Raw genomic sequence first — 25252 nt, 5'->3', positions numbered from 1 at the left:
TATTTGCGCAAAAATAAGAAATTATTCGCTGTAAGGCTCGCCGGCGTTTGTTTCCGGAGGTACCACGGGAGCAATCGGTGCAGAATTTTCGTGCATCAGTTTCGCCAGTTTTTCGGTTTCTGCCGGAAAGTTTTCAAAAAGTCCTGAAAGTGCCAGCGACGTGTAAACTCTTTGCGAATATTTGTTGCCAATCGCAATTATGGTGACATTAGACTTCAATAGATGCGCAAACACAGAATTAGTACCGTGCCACCATCCGTTGTGGTACGTGAGTTTTTCGCCATTGTTGAAAATCTTCATCCGGAATCCGAGTCCATAATTATTCACGCCCGGACGCTCATTGCTGTACGGCTCAAAGACCATATTGTGAAGGTCTGCGCGAAGGAAATTTTTGGCATAAAGTGCCTTAGAGAAATTCAAAAGGTCACGTGGAGTGGTGTACACATTTTTGTCGCCGTAGATGGCATCAAGCCTGTCATAAGGATAAACTTTAGGCCCGCGCTGCAAGAAAGATTTCGCAGCCGTAGCAGTGTCTTTTTCCTGGAATATATACGTATCCTTCATTTTTAATGGCCGGAAGACAATTTGCTGCATCGCCTCCGGAAACGGAACGCCCGTCACTTTTTCCACCAGGGATGCAAGCAGCGCATAATTGGTGTTGCAATACATAAAACCTGTATCGGTGGGCCGCGAAAGCTCCGGTTTGTAACGGATAAGTAGATTTACGATGTCACGGTTGGTCAGGAATTTTTTAGAAACTTCTGCCGGTGCAGGAGAAATCTTTTCCACGAAATATTCATATTTGGGCAAACCGCTGCGTTGGTTCAGCAGGTTGAAAACAGTGACTTTTGGATACGGAAATCCCGGAAAATATTTTGAAAGCGGATCATGTAGGCCGATCTTGCCGGCTTCCACCAGTTTCAGTGTCGCGATTGCAGTAATTGATTTCGAAACCGATGCTACGTGCAGTGCCACTGTATCATTAATGGGCGCCTGTCTGTTATCCTGGCTGTAGCCACGGTAACTTTCGTAGATTATTTTGTCGCCTTTAGCTATGAGCAAGCTACCCCAAAGGTCCCCTTTTTCCCAAACCTTTTCGTAATAATTATCGATTACGCTGACGATCGAATCTTTGTTTTTCAGGCGGTTGTCTTTATTTTTAAAGATACCGTCGAGGTCTATTGCGCTGAAATTTGGAAGGTCCGTTGGCGGTACAGTTTCCTCATTTTGTTTGTTACATGAGAAAATCAGTAAACTGAAAAAAAGAAGTAGAAAAATCCTTCGGAATGTTGTCATTAAAAAGGCAGTTGAGCTTAAAAAGTGACGCAAGGTAAGAGGTTTTAAGCAGAAAAAGGTAAGACTGCCGTCATAAAAGAATGTTAATTTGGCTGAAATTTCGCTTTGATTTTATCGACGATCACCTGTGCGAGCATCTTTTTGCTTTGAACTGTCCACCCGGCAATGTGTGGTGTAACGATTACATTATCAGTATTTAAGAGGTAATTTAAGTCTTCATTTACAATCTCCAGGTTCTCAAATGACGGTTTTTCAAATTCCAGCACATCTAAACATGCACCTTTGATTTTTCCCGAAGTTAAAGCATTGACTAGGTCTTTCGTGTTTACGTTTTTTCCGCGCGCCGTATTCACCAAATAGAAATCTTTCAGCATTTCCGAAATCATTTTTTCATTCACAAAATGCAATGTTTCCGGCGTTTCGGGCAAATGAATGCTCAGTATGTCCGCTTCTTTTTTTAAATCTTCTAAGGAAACCTGTTCCGCGAATTCATCCGAAAGATCAGGCCGAATATCGTAGAATATTACCTTAACGCCAAAGCCCGAAAGTCTCCTGGCCACAGCTTTTCCCATCACGCCGTAGCCGATGACGCCAAGAGTTTTACCGCGAAGTTCGTCACCGCGGTTTTCCTCGCGTCGCCAAATGCCGTTTTTTACTTCCGAAGCAGCGATCTGAAGTCTGTGCATCAGCATCAGAAGCATCCCCAAAACATGTTCTGCAACAGAATCGCGGTTTCCTTCGGGTGAGTTGATGAGTTCGATTCCTTTGCTTTTCGCAAATTCACAATCGATATTTTCCATTCCGGAACCTACGCGTGCGATAAATTTTAGCTGTGTTGCGTTCTCGAGCAGATTTTGATCAATCGGAATCCGGCTGCGGATGATAATTCCATCATACACGGAGATTTTCTCGCAAATTTCCGCGTAAGTTGAACTGAAGTCATCTTCTATCATAAAGCCAGCCGCTGTCAGCTGGTCGGTAAGGAGCGGATGGTTTTTGTCAATTTGCAGAATTTTCATTCGAAAAGCTGTATAAAAAGGCGTTTTTTAGCTGCTGAAAAGCTTTTTAAGCTCGATGGAATCCGCCGCTTTCATTCGGCCAGAGAGAATCAGCGACAGTTCCTTACGTCGCAAAGCTGCATCAAACCTCTGTTTTTCCTCTTCCGTTTCAGGTTCCATATGCGGAATCGGGATCGGCCTGTTAAACTCGTCGACCGCAACAAAGGTGTAGATACCCTCGTTGGTATGTATTTTTTTTTGATTGATAGGATCATCCAACCAAACATCGACGTAGATTTCCATCGAAGTAGAAAATGCCCGCGAAACTTTGGACTCCAGCACCACAATGCCACCTTCGGGAATAGGATGGTTGAATGAAACATGATTCACAGACGCTGTCACCACGCGGCGCTCGCAATGTCTTGCTGCTGATATAGACGCGCAACGGTCCATTTTAGCGAGCAGTTCGCCACCAAACAGGTTTCTAAGGGAATTGGTTTCGTTCGGCAGTACGATATTCGTCATAACCGTCAGAGAATCAGCGGCTTTTTTTATTTTCCCCATCGTGTACTTTTATTTTTTAAAGATGTAGTGGCGTTCGCCGGATTTATTATGCTGTCTGTGACGCTTGGGTCTGATTTTATTTGAATTTGTAAAGAATCCGGACGGGAAGGTTTTACAACTTTCACCGGTGTAGGTTTCGGAGTTTCAAAATGGGTCCGTGCGCCGAAAATCAGTTCCGGTTTTGCGATACCTAAATAAAAGAGCACAGAAATAATTAAGATCAGTGGCAGAAGCCAATATGCAGATGTCCCAAGTTTATAATCTGCTTTCCGCGATTTGCTGGGTTTGGCGATTTTAGCAAGATTAATTTCTTCAAGACCGTAAAAATCCGGTGCGGTATTCTGCAGCCTCTCGCCGCGAAAGACGAGTGTGCTGTCATTTAGAAAAAACTTCCCGACGCCTTCTATCGCAAGGCTTTCCTCTTTCTGAAGTGCGGCTTTCCAGAAATTGACCTGTTTCAGGATTTCTGCAGCAGCTTCCTGCACAGAAATGGCTTTCCTGGACGCGACAAACGCAGCAAAATCTTCCGTATCGGTACCGTCGGAATCGTCAAAGCCCACTTCAATACCGGGTGGAGAAATGGTTTTGGCGTCAGATTCTATCTGCGCAGGAATATTTTGAAGATAAAAAGTTCCGAAACCGGCAAATGAAAGCCGGCGGTTACTCTTCAGAAATTCTAAAATGAGAGATATAAAACCCATATCGTGCAAATTTATGCCTTTTGAAGCACTTTTTCAAAACAAATAAAGGCTGCAGAGCTGCAGCCTTTTATATAAAATAAAAAAATTGAAATTTATTTTCTGAATTTTACTGTCTCAGTTTGCTTAGCGCTGCTGATTTGTGCCACGTAATTTCCGCTCTGTGTAATGCCTAGATCAATTCCAGCGTTGGTGTTCTGCGTAACAAGACACTTAACAATCTTCCCGGACATATCATAAACGGTCACAGAAATCTTACCCAAAAACGGTGTGAAAAGTTTTCCGTCCGCTACAAATGCTTTCTGCGAAACATCATTTTGTGAAACGGCCAAAGACACCAGAGTGGTGGGAGTAAAGCCAAAATTTGTAGCTGTAAGATCACCGGATTGGTTCGTAGCGCCGTTCTGTTGATTTTTAAACACGAATCCTAAATTGTTTACCGTAGTTCCGGTCGGAAAAACGCGGTTGCCATCCGTGAAAATTTTGGTATTCAGGTTGATCGTTCCGGTGTAGGCATTAGCTGTCGCATTCCAGTTCATTTCTACGTTTGAATTACTCCATGAATCGTTGTAAGTTGAACCGGTAGAATTGTCGCCCGCGTTGCTCCAGACGTGCACCCAGAAAGTAGGCACCTCAAAACCGGGGCTGTAAATAGAGTAATCATTTGCCGCCCCATACGTAAGCTGCACAACCCCAGGTGCTGTAACCTGCACCGTGAACTGCCCAAACGCACTGATTGCAGTCATTAACATGAGTACCAAAGAAGAAAGTTTTTTCATAATTGAGTTTTTAAATTGTTAGGACTCAAAATTAGGAAAAATTGAAAGATGTTGACGTGATGTTAAACTTTAATCAAAACTTATTTGAAAGTGTAGCTCATCCCAAACATGAAATTGGTGCCGGCTTGCGAAAAATAGACCGGTCCGCCGTACACATATCCGTTATTTACATATTTTGTATTTAATAAGTTATTAAGTAAAAGTTTAAAGTCAATATAAGAACGGTTTAGCTGCAGGCGGTACTGCGCGTTAAAATCGGCCAAAAAATAGCTCGGCAGAAGCAAATCTGAATCTTCGGTGTTGTCTAGATATTGGCTTGCAACATATTGGTTCTGAATCCCTAAGGTTAAATTAGATGTCGGTGAAAAATTAAGTGAAAGATTCCCGACTGCCGAGGGCGAAAAAGAAATGGTGGTGTTGCCCAGATTTTCAATTCCTTCTTCAGTTTCCTGGCGGAAATTAAGATTTCTGTTTTGGCTCAAAGCGACGTTTGCCGCAAGATTCCACTTCTCGGAAATTTTTGCCGCGGCTGCGAGTTCGATTCCCATCCGGTAACTTTTGCCTGAATTTACGCGGATGAATTCACCTATATTATTGATCTGCCCATTCAGCACCAGCTGGTTCTGATAGTTCATGTAGTAGGCATTCGCAGTGAATGAAAGCTTACCGTACGATTTTTCGAGGCCGGCTTCATAGTCCACAAGTTTTTCGGGTTGAGTTTCGACGTTGGCAATAAGATCATCACGGTTCGGTTCCCGGTGCGCAACGGCTGCGGAAATAAAAATTTTACCTGCCGGGATTTTATAATTGATTCCTGCTTTTGGGTTAAAGAAGGTCCATTTCTTATCGAGATTCACTCCTTCATCATCTCCTTGTTGTACAATTTTGGTGTCGTAGGTGATGTTTCTGAGCTGTAGATCTCCGAAAAACTCAAAACGGTTTTTTGTAACGATAAATTTTGCAAATCCCGCCACTTCATTTTTCAGCGAGTTGTTCCTGTAATATTCATGTTCATCGATTTGTGGGAAATACACTCCCGTCACATTTCCAAAATGACGCCCATAGTATTGATTACCAACCAATCCGAAATTGAAATCCAAGTTTTCAAATTTCCCGTATAAAGTAGAAACTACTCCATAAAAATCATTATCTAACCATTTTTTTCGGATGAAATCGCTTCTTTTAATCTCGGTACCGGTTTGGAAAATATTGGGAAGATTGTATTTTGAAAATTTAGCATCTTGCTTATAATTTTCGTAATAACCTTTGCCTTTGGTGTAGTGGAAAGTGGTTTCCATATTCCAACGGTCGTTCAGTTCCTGTTCCCACAAAAGCTGATAATGATTTTGTCGGTAATTATCGGTTTCATTATCATAAAAACCAATAATATTTTCCCAGTTCGCATCATAGATCGCCCCGGAATAGTTGAATTTTGGGTTGGTTTCCCAAGTTGCTTTATCGATTCCGTTCCAGGCTTGGTATGTTTTTTCTTTGCCTCCAAACGCCATCAAACGGATTTTGGTTCTGTTTTCTTCAAAAAGTGCGGTAAAGTTGTAAGAATTAAGATCAGAAAAAGCCCGGTCGATATATCCGTCAGAATGAACGTGGGTATAACGCCCCATCAATGACAGCCGGTCTTTCCAGAATTTACCGGAACCGATTTCGGCGGAGTATTTATAGGTGTTAAACGATCCGTAGCTGTTGTCGGATTTTATATAAAACTTCTCCTCCGGATTTTTAGAAATCACGTTGACACTCGCGCCAAAGGCAGAAACTCCGTTAGAAGATGTCCCTACACCGCGCTGAATGATGATTTGTGAAGCCGAACTGGTGAGATCCGGAACATTTACGAAAAAAGTTCCCTGGGATTCCGAATCATTGTACGGAATGCCGTTCATCATTACATTGATGCCGTTTCCACCAACACCACGAATTCTGAAACCTGTGTATCCAACGCCGTTTCCGGCATCTGACGTGGAAATTACGGAGGTTTGGGTTTTAAGTAAAATCGGCAGATCCTGACCGAGATTCTTGAACGCCAGATCGCGCTCAACATTGATGATTTCTTTTGAGACCGGAAGTCTTTTGGTGAAGTTTACGCTTTCAATGGTGTAAGTTTTCAGCGTGTCCTGCGCGGTTTGCGCGTAGAAAATTGGCCCTGCAGCGAGGCCTAAAATAAAAAATCCTTTCATTCTTTTAATTTTTTTAAGATTAATTGAATAAAAGGGGCGATTAGATCAATGTAGCAATCTTTTTAATTTATCAATGTAACAATACAGGCTTGCTACATTTTTCAATTGTACATTTTTAATTTCCCTAAACAGCATTACCTGTTCCAGGTTCATTGGGTATAATCTCAGCTTTTTACAGCACCCCTTTATTTCAGTGGCGAAAGTACAATAAAATTTTAATATGCCTTGTTTTGAATGTCGATGAAAAAGTAGTTTTGACCATCTTTGGTCACTTCAAACAGTTGTGCGAGTTTCCAGCTGAAATTTCGCTTGATGTCGCTATATTCGAACGGGACGATGACGCGGTTATTGATATCGATTATGCCAAAGCGGTTGTTTTTTGCAGCAATGATCATCGGATTTTCAAGGTCGTCGCCTTCCAGTATGTGCAGATAATCGTATTGCGGATAGATCGTGAACTGCCGGTAATCTCCGGGGTTTTCAAAACGTGAATCTTCGATGATTCCATAATTATCATTAAAAACATAGGCATGAAACAGCTGCTTCCGAAACTCGTGAGGACATTTTCCCAGGTCGCTGTCGCGGTAGGCATAGACGCGTTTTCCAGCACGGTTGATCCTATAATCTTTACCGAGATATCTTACTGCCGCATATTTTGCCGATCCAAAAACACGGACTTTCGGATTTGGGGAATTCTGCAGCTGACAGTCTTCTGCGAAGAAGCCTACATTGCTGTACAGATGCGGGATTATGACTTTTCCTTCGGTGTTGATAAAACCGAATTTCCCGTCTGATTTTTGTGGGATAAGAAGCGTTTCGTTCTTATCTTTTTTAATGTTTTCGTGTACATCAGCAGATTCATCCCTGGGTTGAACCTTGGCAGTCGATTCCTGAGCGTAGCCGTTTCCGGAAAGCCAAAAGGTCAACATCCAAACTGAAAATATTTTTAAAAAGTCCATTGGTTAACTCGGTTTAAGCGAAGGCAAAATTAGCCATTTAAAAATTCCTGAATATGGCAAAAAGGATAATGACGCCTAATACAATCAGAATAGCTCTGTAACCGAAAAGAATAGTTCTGGTTTTAGGCCATCTTTCTTTCGCAAAATCACTGTTAAAAAAAACCGCTGCAAGAATGTAGGGTATTGAGATCACCAACAGCGGATTATAGCTGAAGGCTTCCTTTAAATTTAAATGAATCATCGCATGCATCGCCCGCTGTGAGCCACAGCCCGGGCACTCCAACCCGGTAAGCGACAGAAAGGGACATTTAGGAAAAAAACCGTATACCGCCGGATCAAAGTGATAATACAGGATGCCGAAACTGACAATTCCGACCGCCAAGATCCACGGTAAAATTTTGCGTGTGGTATTATTCTGATGTTGCACCTAAAAAAGCTAAACCGCCAAATACGATTAAATATAAAAATCCACCCAGCACGCCTACAAGAACTGAAACAAGCACCATTGTTTTGGCCGTCTGTGCAGCGCGCTGTGCTCCCGCCACGTCACCCTGCGCAAATTTTCCTTCTACGCCGGCTGCATTGATGATTCCGACGATGCCCAATGGCAAACAGCAAAACAAGGTTACCAAAATAGATTCTACCAGCCAGTTCTTTGGCGGAAAACCCGAAGGCCTGCGCTCAGCGCCCATACTTTCATTTGAAAATTCCATCAATATTTTTTTTAAAAGTAAGCAAAAATAGATTTCCGGCATCGCTTCAACACATTTTCTGTATGACTAAATCGAATTAAAACTTAAAAATGTCGTAATTTTGAGTTTCCTAAACTTTAAAAAAAATACTTTAGACATGATATTTGATTTTGATATGATTCAGTCGGTCTATGCGCGTTATCCGGAAAGGATTGCCAAAGCCCGAGAAATCGTTGGAAAACCTCTTACACTCTCGGAGAAAATCCTTTTTACCCATCTTTGGGAAGGTAACCTGAGCCAGCAGTATGAGCGTGGAAATTCTTATGTAGACTTCGCGCCAGACCGTGTTGCGATGCAGGATGCTACCGCACAGATGGCCTTGCTCCAGTTCATGCAGGCCGGCAAAGCAAAAGTTGCTGTTCCTTCTACGGCCCATGCGGATCACCTTATCCAGGCGCGTGTAGGTGCGGAAGCCGATTTGCAGGAAAGTATCAACAAAAATTCCGAAGTTTTCAATTTCTTAAGTTCTGTATGTGATAAGTACGGAATCGGATTCTGGAAGCCGGGCGCGGGAATCATTCACCAGGTAGTGCTCGAGAATTACGCATTTCCGGGCGGTATGATGATCGGAACAGACTCACACACTGTGAATGCCGGTGGTTTAGGTATGGTGGCCGTAGGTGTAGGTGGCGCAGATGCAGTAGATGTAATGGCTGGCATGGCCTGGGAACTTAAAATGCCGAAACTTATCGGTGTGAAGTTGACAGGCAGACTTAATGGCTGGACTTCCGCAAAAGACATCATCCTGAAAGTGGCGGGTATCTTAACAGTAAAAGGTGGAACCGGCTGCATCATTGAATATTTTGGCGAAGGTGCTGAAAGCCTTTCTGCGACCGGAAAAGGAACAATCTGCAACATGGGAGCTGAGGTAGGTGCTACGACGTCTACTTTCGGATATGATGATTCTATGAGAAGATATCTTGCCGCTACCGGACGACAGGCCATCGTAGATGCTGCTGATAAAGTGGCAGAACACCTGACCGGCGATGCAGAGGTCTATGCAAATCCTGAACTGTACTTTGATCAGGTGATTGAAATAAATTTAGATGAACTTACGCCGCACCTGAACGGTCCGTTCACGCCCGATTTGGCTACGCCAGTATCTGAGTTTCGTGCGAAAGCCGAAGCAAACGGCTGGCCGCTTGACGTAGAATGGGCTTTGATTGGTTCTTGCACCAATTCATCTTACGAAGACCTTTCACGCGCAGCTTCGATTGTAGAAGATGCCGTAGCTAAAGGTGTGAAGCCTAAAGCAATTTTAGGAATCAACCCAGGTTCAGAGCAGGTGAAATATACTGCGGAACGTGACGGATTCCTCGATTCTTTCAGAAAATTTGAATCAGCGAGAATTTTCACGAACGCTTGTGGGCCATGCATCGGTCAGTGGGATCGTGAAGGTGCTGAGAAAGGAGAGAAAAACTCCATTATCCATTCATTCAACAGAAACTTTGCAAAAAGAGCGGACGGAAACCCAAATACGCACGCCTTCGTTGCTTCTCCGGAAATGGTAGCTGCGATCGCGATTTCAGGTCGTCTGGATTTTAACCCGATTACCGATACACTGACAAACCAGAACGGTGAGCAAATTCGTTTGGGCGAACCTAATGGTTTTGAATTGCCTGCTAAAGGTTTTGATGTAGCCGACAATGGTTACCAGGCACCTTCTGAAGACGGTTCACAAGTACGTGTAGACGTGAACCCGACATCTGACAGACTGCAGTTGCTTACACCTTTTGAGCCGTGGGACGGCAGAAATATTACAGGAGCGAAACTCTTAATTAAAGCGTTCGGAAAATGTACGACAGACCATATTTCAATGGCTGGACCTTGGTTGAAATACCGCGGACACCTTGATAATATTTCAAATAACATGTTGATTGGCGCTATCAACGCTTACAACATGGAAACGAACAGCGTGAAAAACGGTCTTAACGGCGAATATGATGAGGTGCCAAATGTGGCGCGCGCTTACAAGGCAGCCGGCATCCCAACCATTGTTGTAGGTGACCAAAACTATGGTGAAGGTTCTTCACGTGAGCACGCTGCTATGGAACCGAGACATCTTGGTGTACGTGCAGTTTTGGTGAAGTCTTTTGCGAGAATTCACGAGACCAACCTTAAGAAGCAGGGTATGCTTGCGCTGACTTTTGACAATGTTGATGATTATGACAAGATCTTCGAAGATGACACAATCAACTTCCTTGATTTAGATCAGTTTGCACCCGGACGCCCGGTACAGCTCGAGTTTCAGCATGCCGACGGAACGAAGGACATCATCCTTGCAAACCATACGTACAATGCGCAGCAAATTGGCTGGTTTAGAGCTGGTTCAGCTTTAAATCTGATTGCTGAAGAAGCAAAAAACAGTTTGTAAGAAATATTAAAACCTTATAAAAACAGAAAACCGTACTGATCCAGTGCGGTTTTTTTGTGCTTTGTTTTTAAATAAATAACGGAAACAAAAATTTAATATCTCAAATAAGTTAATTCCCGCACAGTATGCAGGCTTTTGTAACAATTTACCGCTTTCATGGTCTAATTGAAGTAAATTAAATTCAGTAGCTTATCCATTTATGAAAAAATCAATCGTAATTCTTTCTACTATTACCTTTCTTAATTCCTATGCGCAGGAAAAACCCAAAACAGACCGCGAATATACTATTGAAGGAGTTACTGTAGTAAAAGCTAAAAAAGCGGTTGAGCAGAAAGCCGACCGTACCATTTTCGACTTTTCCGAACAACCCCAGCTCAACTCCGGCACGCTGATGGAAGGTGTGAAGAAACTTCCGGGTCTGGTGGTAACCGATCTCGCCGGAATGATGTATCAGGGAAAAATCCTTGATGTGTATATGGATGGCCGGCCGCTGAATATCAGCTCTAATGAACTCAACGGTTTTTTAGAAGGAATGCCCGCGAATTCTGTTGAACGTATCGAAATCATAACGCAGCCGGGAGCTGAATTTCCCGCAACTTCAGGTGGCGCCATCCTGAATATCATCACTTCTAAAACGGCCAAAAATTACCTTTCCGCAACCTACTCCGGGAATTATAGTTTTACAGATTATGACAGGTTGAGAAGCCGAACCAATAATTCATTAAGTTTAAATGCGAAAAATAAATATTTCGGGTGGCAGCTTAATGTGGGCCAAAATTATCGCGAGAACCTGATGTCTGCCGCAATTGACGATCTCTCAACGACAAGAACTGATGGCCGCCGCCGCGGATATTTTGCCAAGGCCGCCATGACTTTTGATATCGCTTCAGACCGACTGTTGCTGAACTATGACATCTACCACAACAATAATGACAATTATACCTTCAGTACCGGACGGTATTTTGGTACGCCTTTCCAGAGCGAAGATGATGCGAACACCTTTAATGTCCGTCATGAAGCCGTAGCCACTTACCAAAAAAGATTCGCGGATAAGAATAAAAAACTAGATTTTAAGTATAACCTAAGCAATTCGTCGTCAGAGTTTGAGCAAATCAATCGCCTGCAGAATAGTGCGGTACTGCAAAATAATTCTGAAATGAATGTTTCGACGTTTAAAGTAGATTATTCACAACCGCTGAATATTCTGGATGAAGGTAAGATGAGTTTCGGTGGATTGTATGATATACAGAACTTCACCACAGAAAGCGAAGGTATCACGAATCTCGATTATGAGCGCCAAACGGCTTCCACCTATCTTGAATTTCAGACAAAACTTAAAAAGTTCGATTTCATTTTGGGCACGAGAGCCGAAAATTATGATATTTCGGGCATTTCGAGAGCTTTTGACGCCAGCGGGAATCTGGTCGAAAAAGATTTGATTCCGTTTAATAAATTCCAGTTTTTCCCAAATGCCAGCGTGCAGTATAATTTTGTTCCGAAGATTTACCTTGCGCTTAATTACAACCGCAAAATTACGCTGCCGGGAATTTCTGCCCTTAATCCGAACAACAGCATTTACCAGAACGGCAACACCGTAACAAGCGGTAACCCGAATCTGCAACCCACGATTTTCGATAATTATGAAGTGAAAGTTTCGATGTTCGATTACGCTTTTATCGGCTACAGCGCGAGTAATGCAAAAAACCAGGTAATGCAGCTCGTAACGCGCGAAAAAGTGACAGATCCTGCGACCGGACTTGAAAATGAATACATCAGAAACCGTCAGGAAAACATCTCGGAAGTTACGGTTCACAATTTCAATGTGGGCTTACCAATCCCTTTAATGATATTTTCTACGCCTCTGAAGGAAATTATGAATTTCAATTTCAACCCTGATAAGATCAATTTCATCTACGTTTATGCGGCTTATCAGAAACACGTGCTGCCTGATATCGACACCAAAGGATTTCTGATGCTGAATCTCAACTCGCAGTTCATTCTGCCCAAAGACATTAAGCTTGCCATCAATTATTTCGTGATTCCGCGGAATGCAAATTATTACTATTTCCAGACGGTGAATCCAGTGGGCAACAATATTGATGTGACGCTCTCGAAGAAATTCATGAAAGACAGATTGAGCGTTTCGGTGTTTGCAAATGATATTCTGAATGGTCAGCAAATGTCTTTCCGGTCACTTGCAGCACAGCCGAATGTGGTTTTGATGAACAAATTTGACAGCAGGAACTTCGGTTTTTCGGTAAATTATAAGATCCCAACCAAAAACAAACTGGCGAAAGAAGCCCCAAATTTGCTGAATCAGGAGAAAAAAGAAGATGGCGGAATGATAAATCCGCTTCCATAATCCGCCAAAAAAAAACCGTGACTTTATGCACGGTTTTTTTTGTTTCTATTTTTCGCAAGCCTGCCACACGGGATCTTCTTTCGGAACAGGTGCAGTAATCACCACGTTTTCCTTGGTCACAGGGTGGATGAATTCAAGTTTCCTGGCGTGGAGATGTATGCCACCGTCAGGATTTGAGCGCGGTGCTCCGTATTTCAGGTCACCTTTAATAGACGCTCCAATTTTAGAAAGTTGCGCGCGGATTTGGTGATGACGGCCGGTTTCGAGGTCTATTTCCAAAAGCATGAAATTGTCGAGCTGTGTGATGACTTCGTAATTGAGGATGGCTTCCTTCGCGTTGTCGGTTGCTTTGGTGAAAACAGTCGATTTATTCGTCTTTTCGTTTTTCTGTAGATAATTGATTAGGCGCGCAGATTGCGGAATATCGCTCTTCGGCACCACCGCCCAATAGGTTTTTTTGATCTCACGGTCTTTCACCATTTTGGTCAGCCGCGTCAGCGCTTTAGAGGTCTTAGCGTAAATCACAAGTCCTGAAGTTGGCCTGTCAATGCGGTGTACGAGTCCTAAAAATACATTTCCGGGCTTTTGGTCGCGGTTTTTTATATGATTTTTAATGAGTTCAAGTAAAGATTTATCGCCGGTCTTATCACCCTGAACAAGTTGGCCCACCTTTTTGTTGATGACCAAAATATGATTGTCTTCAAATATGATCTGATCTTCGATATTACTTTCGTTTTGCCTCTCCATTATTTATAGAGCCGTGTTTTTTATTTAATTAAATGCTTGAGATAACCGGAAAGAAAGAGTTTCTGCGATTCGAAAGCCAAATCCTCTAAATCCAGATTTTCAGGTTTGAGCCAAACGGTTTCCGAAACTTCAGCAAGATCCAGTTCAACATCGAATTTTTGATCCGTTGCATATTCGTAAAACAAATCCAAAGTATTGTAATCGGTCCCGTTATAATGATATACGTTTGGTAAACTGCCTAAGTGTTTTAAGCCGGACGGATCAATATTGTAGCTAAGCTCTTCCGAAATTTCGCGTACGCAGGTGACTTCGGCGCTTTCTTTTGGATCCACGAAACCACCGGGAAGGTCCAGTTTGCCTTTCATCGGTTCCTGGCTGCGGCGTGTGAAGAGAATTTCGTCGTTATATTTAATCAAGACCGCTACTGCGCCGGCAACATTATGAAATAAACTGAAATCGCATTCAGAACAACTCCATTTTTTCTCACCATCCCACTGCAGCGTTTCCCGTCCACATTTCATGCAATACCTCAGTGCGCTCATTTAAACCTTGTTTCGCGGATGATAATTGAGGATGACATCCCGAAGTTCTTCGTTTTTCAGGTGTGTGTAAATTTCTGTAGTTGTAATACTTGAGTGACCCAACATTTCCTGGATATACCGCAGATCCGCACCATTCTGCAGTAGGTGCGTCGCAAACGAGTGGCGGAAGGTATGCGGTGAAATTTTCTTGTTAATTCCGGCTTTTTCCGTTAATTCTTTAATGATGATAAAGACAATCACACGTGACATTGCCGAACCGCGACTGTTCAGAAAGAGGATGTCCTCACACTTTTTGTTGACTTTATATTTGCTGCGAACCTCGGTGATATACTGTTTGATAAGTTTCGCTGTAAAATGGGCAAGCGGTACAAACCGTGATTTATCACCTTTTCCGTCTACTTTTAGGTATGATTCTTTAAAATTTATGTTTGAAATTTTAAGGTCAATCAGCTCGGAGACTCGTAAACCACAGCCGTAAAGCACTTCGATCATGCAATGATTGCGGCGACCTAAATCTGTAGAGAGATTGATGGCTTTGATGATGCGTTCCACATCCTGAAAACTTAATGTGTCCGGAAGATAAAACCCGAGTTTAGGGCTTTCAAGCAGCGTCGTAGGATTGTCTTCGCGGGCCTCGTCTTCAGCTAAATATTTAAAAAAAGCTTTAATAGAAGAGATCCACCGAGCCTGAGAACGCTCGCTGAATTTCTGCTTGGAAAGCTGGAAGAGATATTCCTGCAGATTTTCATACGAGATTTCCAGAGGGCCCACATCCAGTGTTTCTTCGGCGTAGCTCTGTAACTTCCGGATGTCCCGCAGATAGGCATCAAGGGTGTTGTCGGAAAAATTCCGTTCGTATTTCAGAAACTTTTCGAAATCCTCTATTTTTTCCTTCCAGGTCATTTTGTTGTGTTTTAGCTTAATAGTTCCTTGGCAATCCTCAGTACAGAAACGCCATGTTCTTGCAGGAATTCTATACCTGCATTGTCCGAATATTCGTCTACGTAGACCACTTTTTTTATTCCGGCCTGCACGGCAAGCTTGCTGCAGTCTTTGCACGGCGAAAGTGTAAGGTATAATGTAGCATCCATAGCCGATTGCGTCGAGCGCGCCAGTTTCAGGATCGCGTTGGCCTCTGCGTGCAGCACATACCAGTGGGTTTTTCCCGATTCGTCTTCACAGCAGTTGTCAAATCCTGATGGCGTTCCGTTGTAGCCGTCTGAAATAATCATGCGGTCTTTCACGATCAGTGCGCCAACCTGGCGCCGCTTGCAGTAGGACAGTTGTGCCCATTCCATCGCCATTTTCAGATAGGCGATGTCGAATTTTGTAGGTTCCAAATGATATCTGTTAAAATGCTGGTTTTCTTTTTTCAAGAAACGCGGCTACGCCTTCTTTCTTGTCTTCCATCTCGAAAAGTTGCCCGAACGACTTTATTTCTGCGTCAAATCCTTTTTCAGTGTCTGATAGGTTTACCGCCTCGATTGCTTTGGAAATGGCCATTGGCGAATTCCGTACAATTGTCGTAGCAAGTTCCAATGTTTTTGGCAGCAGATCTTCCGGACTAAAAACCTCGTTTACAAGTCCAATCTCTTTCGCGCGCGCTGCAGGCAGCATCTTAGCGGAAAAGATAAGTTCATTCGCCAGGCCTTTACCTACCAGTTTCGGCAGGCGCTGTGTTCCGCCATATCCGGGAATAAGTCCTAAGGTAACTTCCGGCAGACCGAGTTTAGCGTTTTCTGAAGCATATCTGATGTGGCATGCTAAAGCGAGTTCAAGTCCGCCTCCGAGTGCAAAACCGTTAACAGCGGCAATCACGGGTTTATTGAGGTTCTCGATCTTATTAAACAAAATATTCTGTCCGTTTCTCGCCAATTCCTCTGCCTCGGGCGTTTTAAAGTCCGAAAATTCTTTGATGTCTGCACCCGCAACGAAAGATTTCTCTCCGCTACCGGTTAAAACTATTACGCGTATCTGATCATCTTCATTAAATTTTCCGAATGCGTCGCTCAGTTCACTTATGGTTTTTGAGTTCAGTGCATTCAGGCTTTGTGGCCTGTTAATGGTGATGATCGCAATGCGTTCCTGAATTTCTGTAAGGATATTTTCGTACATGCTTAAATTCTGTTTGTTTAATGGTTTATGTTTCTGTTGACTTGGCCGGGATAAAGTCGGCGTCTTTAAATCAAATTAGAGAGAATGGCTCATCATATTAGCATCGATATTCACCTGCAAACCGGTCGCTACCTTCATCCCGAGTTCTATATTCGCACGGAAAAGGTGGCACAGCTGACGGTTGATGATGTTTTTTGCGTCGCTTCCTTCTATTTGCTGCATCTCTTCGACGATGTTTCTGATCAAAATCTGCCGTTCGGCATCATTCAGAACTTTAGAAAAGAAAAGTCCGGGTTGCGTATAGTGATCACCTTCGTTGTCATATTGGTCCGGCTTAAACGAAATGCTTTGTGCTACGTCATCCATCGCATGATATTTAGGGGAAGAAAAATCCTGATTGACAGGTAATTGCTCTGCATTTAGGCCTAAACGGTGGCGCTGCGCATCAGCGTATGAAAAAAGACGTGCCTGCAAAATTTTATCCGGTGACAAACCGATGCCGGAAATGGTATTGGCAGGGGAAAGTGCCGCCTGCTCCACATCATCAAAATAGTTGGTCGGAATCTCGTTAAGCTCAATTTCGCCGACTTCAATAAGCGGGAAGTCCTCGTGCAGCCAAACTTTGGTAACATCAAAAGGGTTCCAGCGGGAAGTTTTCGCTTCTTCTGCGGTCATCACCTGTATCGCTAAAGTCCATTTCGGGAAATTCCCGGTGTTTATCGAACTTAAAAGGTCAATATGCGCAAAATTATGCTGTGTGCTTCCACCGTTGAAAGCGTGTGCGCCCTGTTGGCTGATCAGATGAAATTTAACCCAGAATCTTTCCGAGTTTCTATTGATCAAAGAAAAAGTATGTGTGCCATAGCCGTGCATTTCGCGGAAGTTTGCCGGCACGCCACGGCCCGACATCAGCATCAGCAAAACATGCAGAGATTCAGGATGTGCGCTGTAGAAATCCCATTTTTTTGCTGCGGAGCGCAGGTTTGTACTCGCGTCCGGACTTTGTGCACGCATATACTCTGAAAAATGCTGTGGCTCTTTGGTGAAAAAAACAGGCAAATTATTTCCTACCAGATCCCAATGGCCTTCCTCTGTATAAAACCTTAGCGCAAAACCTCGCAGGTCGCGTTCAGCATCAGAACTGCCTTTTTCGCCGTGCATCGCCGAAAAGCGCGTAAATACGCGGCATTTGGTGCCGATTTTCGAGAATAGTGATGATTTGCAATAATTAGAAATATCATGAGTGACGGTGAAAGTACCGAAGGCGCCGCTTCCTTTAGCGTTCGTCACCCGTTCGGGAATTTTGCGCCGTACAGAGCGCGCTACGCTTTCACTCACCAATAAATCAGACAAGCCGAGAGCGGGTTGTGTAATCTTCTGAGAATCATTAAAGTTATGGTCAGGGCTCATGAAAAAAAATTGTTGTGCAAATTTACGGAATTTGAACTGAAAGTTGCGGATTTCGATTAAAATAGAGAAAACAGCTTACATTTGCAGCAGAAAAATTTACTTTTATGAATATTCAGCAGTTGGAATATCTTATCGCCGTGGATAAGTTTAAACATTTTGGGCGTGCTGCGCAGTCCTGTTTTATTACGCAGCCTACGCTCAGTGCGATGATTCAGAAATTCGAAGACGAGTTGGATGTGAAAGTTTTTGACCGTACAACGCATCCCATCCGTACTACCGACGTTGGAACACACATCATCGAAGATGCCAAGCGCGTCATCGATGCCGTGAACGAACTTCGGAATAAGGCCAGCTTGCTGAATAATGTTCTTGCCGGAAAACTGAACCTGGGCATTATACCTACGATATCAAGCTACATACTGCCGGCTGAGATTTTTGATTTTCTCAAAGAAAACCCAAAGATAGAGCTCGATGTGAAGGAAATGACTACGGACAATATCATCAAACTGCTGAAATCCGGTGAATTGGATGCGGGCATTATTTCCACACCATACGATGCGGCAAACGAATTCTTTCAGGATTTCCTTTTTAATGAGGAACTGATGGTTTATTCATCTGAAAGTCATAGCAAAGACACCTTCGTGCTGCCTGAAGAAGTGAACAACAGTAAGGTGTGGCTTTTGGAGGAGGGAAATTGCCTTCGGACGCAGTTCGAGAACATCTGTATGCTGAAGGAAAACTCTTTAAAACCGCAAAATCTGGAATTCCTGGCTTCTAATATCAGCACTCTTATCCAAATGGTTGACCGCGTTGGTGGTCTCACCGTATTGCCGGAACTTGCCGTGCCGCAACTTTCAACGGAACAGAAGGAAAAAGTGGCGCGTTTTCGCAAGCCTTTCCCGTTCCGGGAGGTGAGTTTGATCTATTACAAACCTACTTATAAACAAAAGATTCTGGATCAGATGGCGAATTCGATCCGCAATTCGCTTCAGGAAAAACTCAACTACAACCGCAGCCCCGAAGACTTTGAAAGTGTGCAGCCGCAGTAATGTTGCAGCGGCATGGTTTAATTTGTAATCTGCATTATTTATAGTAAATTTGCCTCCGATAATTCGAGAGGAAAAATTTGACTGATTGCAACCTCACTAAAAAATGCTAAAACAGAATTTCTATTTTAGTTTCTTTTGTAATCACTCCCTTTTTTCTTTAATATTTTAATTAAAAAATCAAAAGAAATATGTCCTATTTATTTACGTCCGAGTCTGTATCAGAAGGCCACCCGGATAAAGTGGCCGACCAGATTTCAGATGCACTGATTGATCATTTCCTAGCCTATGACCCCTCTGCGAAGGTAGCTTGTGAAACGATGGTTACCACCGGCCAGGTAATTTTGGCAGGCGAGGTGAAATCTTCTGCCTATCTTGATGTTCAGGATATTGCCCGGAAAGTGATCAACAGTATTGGCTACACCAAAAGCGAGTATATGTTCAATGGTGATTCCTGCGGTGTGATTTCTGCGATACATGAGCAGTCTCCGGATATCAATCAGGGTGTAGACCGTGTGTCAGATCATGCAGATTTTGAAACAAAGGCCAACGCTCAGGGTGCTGGTGACCAAGGAATGATGTTTGGGTATGCCACGAATGAAACCGAAAACTACATGCCACTGGCGCTGGATTTAGCACACACCATCTTGCGCGAACTTTCGGCTTTGAGACGCGAAAGTAACGCTATTTCTTATCTCAGACCAGATGCAAAATCCCAGGTTACGATAGAATATTCTGATGATCACAAACCTATCCGCATAGATTCTATCGTGGTTTCTACGCAGCACGACGAGTTCGGCAGTGAAGAAGCGATGCTGGCTAAGATTGAAAAAGACATCATTGAAATCCTGATCCCGAAAGTGAAAGCTGCGCAAAAGCGTGAGGTACAGGAGCTCTTCAATGATCAGATAAAATACCATATCAACCCAACCGGAAAATTCGTTATCGGTGGCCCGCACGGTGATACAGGACTTACCGGCCGTAAAATCATCGTGGATACATACGGTGGAAAAGGCGCGCACGGTGGAGGTGCATTTTCGGGGAAAGATCCATCGAAAGTTGACAGAAGCGCTGCTTACGCGGTGCGTCATATCGCTAAAAATCTTGTAGCTGCCAGGGTGGCAGATGAGGTTTTGGTTCAGGTTTCTTATGCGATAGGTGTAGCTGAACCTTGCGGACTGTTCGTAACGACTTATGGTACTTCAAAAGTTGATTTTACAGACGGTGAAATAGCTGAGAAACTTAAAGGCATCTTTGACCTTAGACCTTACGCTATCGAGCAGAACCTGAAACTGCGAAATCCGATTTACCTTGAAACAGCATCTTACGGACACATGGGAAGGTCGCATTATGTTGCCAGTAAAACATTTAACAAAGGCAAGGACAATGAAAAGACGATTGATAATCTTGAATTTTTCACCTGGGAAAAACTGGATAAAGTAGAAGAGATCAAGAAAGCTTTTGAACTTTAATACAAAATAAAAAAAACCGAACTGCTTTGCCTGTGCAAAGCAGTTTTTTTTACCTTTACCATTTACACCAAATATAAAAATGGCTAGATATTTCTTACTCCCGCTTTTCCTGATGATGTGTTGTTCGCCCCTTCTTCGTGGGCAGATGGCCGTGCATAGGCTGCTGCATGCCGGCTATGTTTACCAGAACCAAAGTTTCGGTGAAGTAGGAGGGCGACTTCTTTTTCTGGAGAACGATGATGTAGTGTACCGCCTCGGTGCCTCTGCATTGATGGGTTCTGCAAACGGGGAGTTCGCCATCATGCCCAAAGTGCAGGGAGATATTTTACTTAATTTTCAGCGTAATGTAGATTTTTATCATTCCTACTATTTTTTGGCAGGCGCAGAAGTCACGACCAAATATGCAGCTCCGAAAATAGGTGCAACACTTTTCGGCCTGATTGATGTTACCGGCGGATATGCGTTCCCGATCGATAAAAAGGGCATCAACGGGAAGGAACTGAAAGGTTTCAATTTTAATTTTACGGTGAATCTTCCGCTTGTCATGTTGCAGGATTTGAGCCGATAATTAATTTTCTTTAAAAGATTCAAAAAAATTAACAGAGTATTAACTTTTTTATTACTTTTACACACCTAATTCAAACACACGCTATCGATTAAATAACTCTACTTCTGAAAAAACCGGAATACGGAAACCAACTCGTTCAGTTGGCAGCAATTCGGTTCCTAAATTGAAGCAAGTTATGAAAACACATACTGATAGCAGGTTGATCTCAGACTATCGCAGCGGTAACGAAAAGTCCCTCGCCATACTGATCGAGCGACACCAGAAAGACCTTTTTTCCTTTATTTTCTATAAGCTGATGGATGAAGAGTTGGCTAACGACATCTTCCAGGATACTTTTATGAAAATAATTGTCACCCTAAAAGAAGGGCGATATAATGAAGAAGGCAAGTTCATCCTTTGGGCTAAACGCATCGCCCACAATCTCATTATCGATCATTACAGGCTGAAGAGCAAACACGTGAAAGTTTCTGAGACATCTTATGAAAATGATGAATTCTCTATTTTTGACCTTATCGCAGGAAGTGAGGAAAACATTGAGGAACAGCTTATCAGCAAGCAGATCAAAGATGATCTGATGAAGATGCTCATATATCTTCCCGAGAACCAGCAGGAAGTAATCCGTCTGCGTTTCTTCGATGGGCTCAGTTTCAAGGAGATTGCTGATCATACAGACAGCAGCATCAATACCACGCTCGGCCGCGTGCGTTATGCCCTTATCAACCTACGCAAAATAATGGATGAGCACAAGATAATTTTGACGCGCTGATACTATTTGGCAGTTTCTTCCGTTTTTAGTGAAACCATTTAGCCTATGAAAAAAAATGACACTTTAAACGAAAAGCTATTGAAACCAAAAAAACACACCGTTGATTTTCTCCTGAGGTTTTCCAAAAGCATACATGTGCTGAAAACTAAAACCAAAAACCAGGTCGTGGTGAAGAACTAAGGTTTAATTTACCTAATTTTGTGCTGTATGAAGATGCAGCACATTTTTTTTGACCTCGACAATACACTTTGGGATCACCGCCATAACGCGTACCTCACACTTAAGGAAATTTTTGAACGCGAAAAGGTTCGGGACAAGTATAACATCCACTTCGAGGAGTTTCACAAAGAATACTTTACCATTAACGAACGTCTGTGGGCGCAGATCCGGGATGGCGAAATAGACAAAGAACATCTGCGTAAACACCGCTTTCACGATTCTTTCCTGTTTTTCGGCATCGATGATTTCACCTTGGCGCAAACCTTTGAAAAAAATTTTTTAGATGAAATACTGAATTATAACGACCTTGTGGAGGGTGCGTTCAGCTTGCTGGAATATCTTTCAGACAAAGGCTACACGCTGCACATCCTTTCAAATGGTTTTGAAGAGGTGACGTACCGCAAATGTGAACTTTCAGGCATAAAGAATTACTTCAAAACCATCACCAGTGCCGATGAGATCAATGTCCGCAAGCCGAATCCGGAGATTTACGCGTATGCGTTGAATAAAGCCGGTGCAAAGATTGAGGAATCTGCTATGATCGGTGACGACTGGATTGCCGATGTGGAGGGCGGAAAAGCCTTTGGACTGAAAGTGGTTTTCTTTGATGTCTTTAATGACAATTATGAAGCGGAAGGTGTCACTGTCATTAAGAAATTAGCAGAACTCAAAGATATATTCTGACCCTGCCGAAAGTTCATCAGGACGTTTGGACAAAAACATACAGGTCTTTTAAACAAAACATACGGACGTTTTCACTGAAGCGTCCGTATGTTTTTTAATGCTTTTCAGCATGAATATTTCAAACGCCAAGGCTTTCTCTTACACGCGCCAGCGTTTCCGCTGCAATCTTTCTGGTTTTTTCGGCCCCTTCCTGCAGTTTGTTCTCCAGTTCGTGGAGGTTGTTCATATAATAACTGAAGAGTTCACGCTCTTTTTGGAACCGTGTTAAAATTAGATTTAAAAGCTCCGTCTTTGCGTGGCCGTAGCCAAAATTGCCGGCAAGATACTTTGCTTCCAGCGCGCTGGTCTCTTCCGGCGAAGCGATGAGTTTGTATATCGCGAAAACTTTGTCGGTTTCGGGATCTTTAGGCTCCTCAAGCGATTTAGAATCTGTCTCGATGCTCATCACCTGTTTTTTAAGCTGTTTCTCCGGAAGGAAGATGTTGATGATGTTGCCGCGTGACTTAGACATTTTGTTCCCGTCCGTACCGGGTACATATTTGGTGTCTTCCTGCAGCTCAGCATTCGGCAGCACAAACACCTCACCCATCTGATGATTGAAGCGTGAGCCCATGTCTCTGGCCATCTCCAGATGCTGCAGTTGGTCTTTACCGACCGGAACTACCTCTGCATCATAAAGCAGGATGTCTGCAGCCATCAGCACCGGATAGGTGAAAAGGCCGGCATTTACGTCTTCCAGACGGTCAGCTTTATCTTTGAAAGAATGCGCCAGCGTAAGTCTTTGGTACGGAAAAAAGCATGAAAGATACCACGAAAGTTCACAGACTTCAGGGATGTCGCTTTGCCTGTAAAAAAAGGTTTTTTCAGTATCGAGGCCACATGCGAGCCACGCAGCCGCAATTTCGTACGTATTTTGTTTAAGTTCTGCCGCATTTTTTATCTGCGTTAATGAATGCAGGTTCGCGATGAACAGAAAAGATTCGTTATCCGATTTTTTTGATAGTTCTATGGCGGGGATTATGGCGCCCAGAAGATTTCCAAGGTGCGGTGTACCCGTTGCCTGTATACCGGTGAGGATTCGTGACATTTATCGAAATGTTTGGTTTGAAAAACATGATTATTTAAAGAAGATTACCTCTTCGTAGGATCTAAAAATCCATCCCTTCCGGGAAAGCTTTCTTACGGAAAATAAGCAGTAGCAAGCCTCCTACGGTGATTGCTGAATCAGCGACATTAAAGATATACTTAAAGAATTCAATATGTTTACCGCCGATGATTGGCCAGCTTTCCGGTACCCACCAGTCTACCAGCGGGAAGTGCAGCATATCTACCACGCAGCCTTTCATGAAATGTGAATATCCTTCGCCAAAAGGCACCACATTTGAGATGCCGCCATAATCGATCCAGCGGCCTACACTTTCATCGAAAACAGTACCGCTGTCGAAGATGAGGCCGTAGAACATACCGTCGATCAGGTTGCCGATTGCGCCTGCAAAGATCATAGCCATCGGGACGAACAGGTAATTGCTGTGGATGCCTTCTTTCAGCCATTTTCGGAAAAGGTAAATCATTCCGCCAATGAGGAAGATACGAAGGATGACCAAAGCGTATTTGCCCAGCAGTCCGCCGAAATGAAGCCCATAAGCCATACCCGGATTTTCCACGAAGGTGAGTTTGAAACCCGGCAGTACATCTACGCTTTCACCCAGATGAAATGTGGTTTTAATGTAAAATTTAGAGATTTGGTCTACCAATAAGATGGCAAGAGTGATGAGCGCTATCTTCTTCATTACAGGTCCGTCTTTGGCTTGTCTTTGAATGTTCTCGGCGGTTTTGCCTGAGTCTTGACTTCAGGTTTCACCGTTTTCGTATTGCGGGTGTGAAATTTTTCATACCTGATTCCCATTTCCTTCATTACACTTTTCAGTGCATTCAGCTCCATTTGGTTTTTGGGATGTACTATGAGTGATTCCATTTTTTTAATTATTTTTTTGAAAGTTCATCAAGCCGCTGGCGGTCTTTTGCAGAAAGATCATCGGTGCCGTTTTTGCCTATTTTAGCAAGCAGACTGTCGATCTCGCGTTCGCGTTCGCGTCTCTCTGCATTGAAGATATCATCCTGCGACTGGTATTTTTCGGTTTTCCCAAAGACATCCCGCCGAAGTCTGTGCCGGAAAAAATAAAAGATAACTCCGATGGCTGCAATAATGAGTAACGCTTCCAAACTGCTTCTGAAATTAATTTTTTAAAATTCAAATAGGTTTACAATGTGCCGCGGGAGCATATTATAAACCTAAATGAGTGATTGCGAAAAGTTTGGTTTAGCGTTGCAGATTCTTTGCCTCGATGCTCAGCGTTGCGTGTGGAACGGCTCTCAGACGGTCTTTACCGATAAGTTTCCCGGTCACACGGCAAATTCCGTAAGTTTTATTCTCGATACGTACAAGCGCGTTCTTCAGGTCGCGCACGAATTTCTCCTGGCGGCCGGCCAAGATGGCGTTCTGCTCTTTGCTGAGGGTTTCAGCACCTTCTTCGAATGCTTTGAAAGTTGGCGATGTGTCATCGGTACCGTTGTTTTGGTCATTGATGAAACTTTCGCGTATCAACATCAGATCGCGTTCTGCTTTTTCTATTTTTTGCTGAATCAGCTCCTTGAATTCCTGTAAATCGGCATCACTGTACCGCTGTCTTTCTTCTGCCATAGCTATAA

The 25252-nt window shown here is 43.3% G+C and carries 27 protein-coding genes; 7 read left to right on the top strand and 20 right to left on the bottom strand.

Features of this window, described 5'->3' with window-relative positions; all coding sequences use genetic code 11:
• Positions 1-21: 21 nt before the first annotated feature.
• From H9628_RS01815 to H9628_RS01775, 9 genes are all read right to left on the bottom strand, one after another.
• Positions 22-1296 (bottom strand): serine hydrolase domain-containing protein, encoded by a 1275-nt coding sequence (locus H9628_RS01815; RefSeq protein ID WP_251832405.1) that lies wholly within the window; start codon positions 1294-1296, stop codon positions 22-24.
• A gap of 83 nt (positions 1297-1379) precedes the next feature.
• Complete coding sequence (locus H9628_RS01810) at positions 1380-2315, bottom strand: 2-hydroxyacid dehydrogenase (protein WP_251832404.1); 936 nt, start codon at positions 2313-2315, stop codon at positions 1380-1382.
• Positions 2316-2342: 27 nt separating this feature from the next.
• A complete protein-coding gene (locus H9628_RS01805) occupies positions 2343-2858 on the bottom strand; it encodes an acyl-CoA thioesterase (protein WP_251832403.1) in 516 nt (171 codons plus the stop codon).
• The gene (locus H9628_RS01800; RefSeq protein ID WP_251832402.1) at positions 2846-3559 is read right to left on the bottom strand and encodes a hypothetical protein; all 714 of its coding nucleotides are present in this window, start codon (positions 3557-3559) and stop codon (positions 2846-2848) included. Before H9628_RS01800 ends, H9628_RS01805 begins: the two co-directional genes overlap by 13 nt.
• 92 nt (positions 3560-3651) lie before the next feature.
• Positions 3652-4335: a T9SS type A sorting domain-containing protein gene (locus H9628_RS01795; RefSeq protein WP_251832401.1), complete on the bottom strand. Its 684-nt coding sequence runs from the start codon at positions 4333-4335 to the stop codon at positions 3652-3654.
• 80 nt (positions 4336-4415) lie between these two features.
• A complete protein-coding gene (locus tag H9628_RS01790; protein ID WP_251832400.1) occupies positions 4416-6527 on the bottom strand; it encodes a TonB-dependent receptor in 2112 nt (703 codons plus the stop codon).
• Positions 6528-6742: 215 nt separating this feature from the next.
• Positions 6743-7486 (bottom strand): WG repeat-containing protein, encoded by a 744-nt coding sequence (locus H9628_RS01785; RefSeq protein ID WP_251832399.1) that lies wholly within the window; start codon positions 7484-7486, stop codon positions 6743-6745.
• A 37-nt stretch (positions 7487-7523) separates the two neighbouring features.
• Positions 7524-7868: a DUF2752 domain-containing protein gene (locus H9628_RS01780; protein ID WP_251832398.1), complete on the bottom strand. Its 345-nt coding sequence runs from the start codon at positions 7866-7868 to the stop codon at positions 7524-7526.
• A 28-nt stretch (positions 7869-7896) separates the two neighbouring features.
• On the bottom strand, positions 7897-8199 hold the full coding sequence (locus H9628_RS01775) for a CD225/dispanin family protein (RefSeq protein ID WP_251832397.1): 303 nt from the start codon (positions 8197-8199) through the stop codon (positions 7897-7899).
• A 136-nt stretch (positions 8200-8335) separates the two neighbouring features.
• Between H9628_RS01775 and H9628_RS01770 the strand changes: the two genes are divergently transcribed.
• Both H9628_RS01770 and H9628_RS01765 read left to right on the top strand, forming a co-directional pair.
• The gene (locus H9628_RS01770) at positions 8336-10612 is read left to right on the top strand and encodes an aconitate hydratase (RefSeq protein WP_251832396.1); all 2277 of its coding nucleotides are present in this window, start codon (positions 8336-8338) and stop codon (positions 10610-10612) included.
• 199 nt (positions 10613-10811) lie between these two features.
• A complete protein-coding gene (locus H9628_RS01765) occupies positions 10812-12974 on the top strand; it encodes an outer membrane beta-barrel protein (protein WP_251832395.1) in 2163 nt (720 codons plus the stop codon).
• Positions 12975-13019: 45 nt separating this feature from the next.
• On the opposite strand, the gene H9628_RS01760 is transcribed toward H9628_RS01765, so the two are convergent.
• From H9628_RS01760 to H9628_RS01735, 6 genes are all read right to left on the bottom strand, one after another.
• Positions 13020-13721 carry an RluA family pseudouridine synthase gene (locus H9628_RS01760; protein WP_251832394.1) on the bottom strand — a complete coding sequence of 234 codons (702 nt, stop codon included), beginning with the start codon at positions 13719-13721 and terminating at the stop codon, positions 13020-13022.
• 20 nt (positions 13722-13741) lie between these two features.
• Complete coding sequence (locus H9628_RS01755) at positions 13742-14263, bottom strand: NUDIX hydrolase (protein ID WP_251832393.1); 522 nt, start codon at positions 14261-14263, stop codon at positions 13742-13744.
• Entirely contained in the window at positions 14264-15166 is a 903-nt protein-coding gene (gene xerD / locus H9628_RS01750; RefSeq protein WP_251832392.1) for a site-specific tyrosine recombinase XerD, read from the bottom strand.
• A gap of 11 nt (positions 15167-15177) precedes the next feature.
• A complete protein-coding gene (locus H9628_RS01745; RefSeq protein ID WP_262891777.1) occupies positions 15178-15603 on the bottom strand; it encodes a deoxycytidylate deaminase in 426 nt (141 codons plus the stop codon).
• Positions 15604-15613: 10 nt separating this feature from the next.
• On the bottom strand, positions 15614-16378 hold the full coding sequence (locus H9628_RS01740; protein WP_251832391.1) for an enoyl-CoA hydratase/isomerase family protein: 765 nt from the start codon (positions 16376-16378) through the stop codon (positions 15614-15616).
• Between the two features lie 75 nt (positions 16379-16453).
• Positions 16454-17788: a catalase gene (locus tag H9628_RS01735; RefSeq protein ID WP_251832390.1), complete on the bottom strand. Its 1335-nt coding sequence runs from the start codon at positions 17786-17788 to the stop codon at positions 16454-16456.
• A 104-nt stretch (positions 17789-17892) separates the two neighbouring features.
• On the opposite strand from H9628_RS01735, the gene H9628_RS01730 reads away from it, so the two are divergent.
• The 5 genes from H9628_RS01730 to H9628_RS01710 all read left to right on the top strand — a co-directional run bounded on the left by H9628_RS01730 (position 17893) and on the right by H9628_RS01710 (position 22543).
• Positions 17893-18837 carry a hydrogen peroxide-inducible genes activator gene (locus H9628_RS01730; RefSeq protein ID WP_251832389.1) on the top strand — a complete coding sequence of 315 codons (945 nt, stop codon included), beginning with the start codon at positions 17893-17895 and terminating at the stop codon, positions 18835-18837.
• 188 nt (positions 18838-19025) lie between these two features.
• Entirely contained in the window at positions 19026-20306 is a 1281-nt protein-coding gene (metK, locus tag H9628_RS01725; RefSeq protein ID WP_251832388.1) for a methionine adenosyltransferase, read from the top strand.
• Positions 20307-20385: 79 nt separating this feature from the next.
• Complete coding sequence (locus tag H9628_RS01720) at positions 20386-20874, top strand: hypothetical protein (protein ID WP_251832387.1); 489 nt, start codon at positions 20386-20388, stop codon at positions 20872-20874.
• 175 nt (positions 20875-21049) lie between these two features.
• Positions 21050-21640, top strand: coding sequence for a sigma-70 family RNA polymerase sigma factor (locus tag H9628_RS01715; RefSeq protein WP_251832386.1), 591 nt, complete (start codon positions 21050-21052; stop codon positions 21638-21640).
• A 207-nt stretch (positions 21641-21847) separates the two neighbouring features.
• Positions 21848-22543, top strand: coding sequence for a YjjG family noncanonical pyrimidine nucleotidase (locus H9628_RS01710; protein ID WP_251832385.1), 696 nt, complete (start codon positions 21848-21850; stop codon positions 22541-22543).
• Between the two features lie 118 nt (positions 22544-22661).
• Here H9628_RS01710 and trpS read toward each other — a convergent pair whose 3' ends face one another.
• The 5 genes from trpS to H9628_RS01685 form a co-directional block, all read right to left on the bottom strand.
• Positions 22662-23630, bottom strand: a complete 969-nt coding sequence (gene trpS, locus H9628_RS01705; protein WP_251832384.1) for a tryptophan--tRNA ligase — start codon at positions 23628-23630, stop codon at positions 22662-22664.
• A 61-nt stretch (positions 23631-23691) separates the two neighbouring features.
• A complete protein-coding gene (locus tag H9628_RS01700) occupies positions 23692-24333 on the bottom strand; it encodes a lipoprotein signal peptidase (protein WP_251832383.1) in 642 nt (213 codons plus the stop codon).
• Positions 24333-24518 (bottom strand): DUF2683 family protein, encoded by a 186-nt coding sequence (locus tag H9628_RS01695; protein WP_251832382.1) that lies wholly within the window; start codon positions 24516-24518, stop codon positions 24333-24335. Before H9628_RS01695 ends, H9628_RS01700 begins: the two co-directional genes overlap by 1 nt.
• A gap of 8 nt (positions 24519-24526) precedes the next feature.
• On the bottom strand, positions 24527-24766 hold the full coding sequence (locus tag H9628_RS01690) for a DUF6576 domain-containing protein (protein WP_251832381.1): 240 nt from the start codon (positions 24764-24766) through the stop codon (positions 24527-24529).
• A 97-nt stretch (positions 24767-24863) separates the two neighbouring features.
• Complete coding sequence (locus H9628_RS01685) at positions 24864-25244, bottom strand: TraR/DksA family transcriptional regulator (RefSeq protein WP_251832380.1); 381 nt, start codon at positions 25242-25244, stop codon at positions 24864-24866.
• Between the last annotated feature and the right edge of the window lie 8 nt (positions 25245-25252).

This window comes from Kaistella pullorum, assembly GCF_014837035.1.
Classification (GTDB): Bacteria; Bacteroidota; Bacteroidia; order Flavobacteriales; family Weeksellaceae; genus Kaistella; species Kaistella rhinocerotis.
This window is presented reverse-complemented; position numbering and strand designations above follow the sequence as displayed.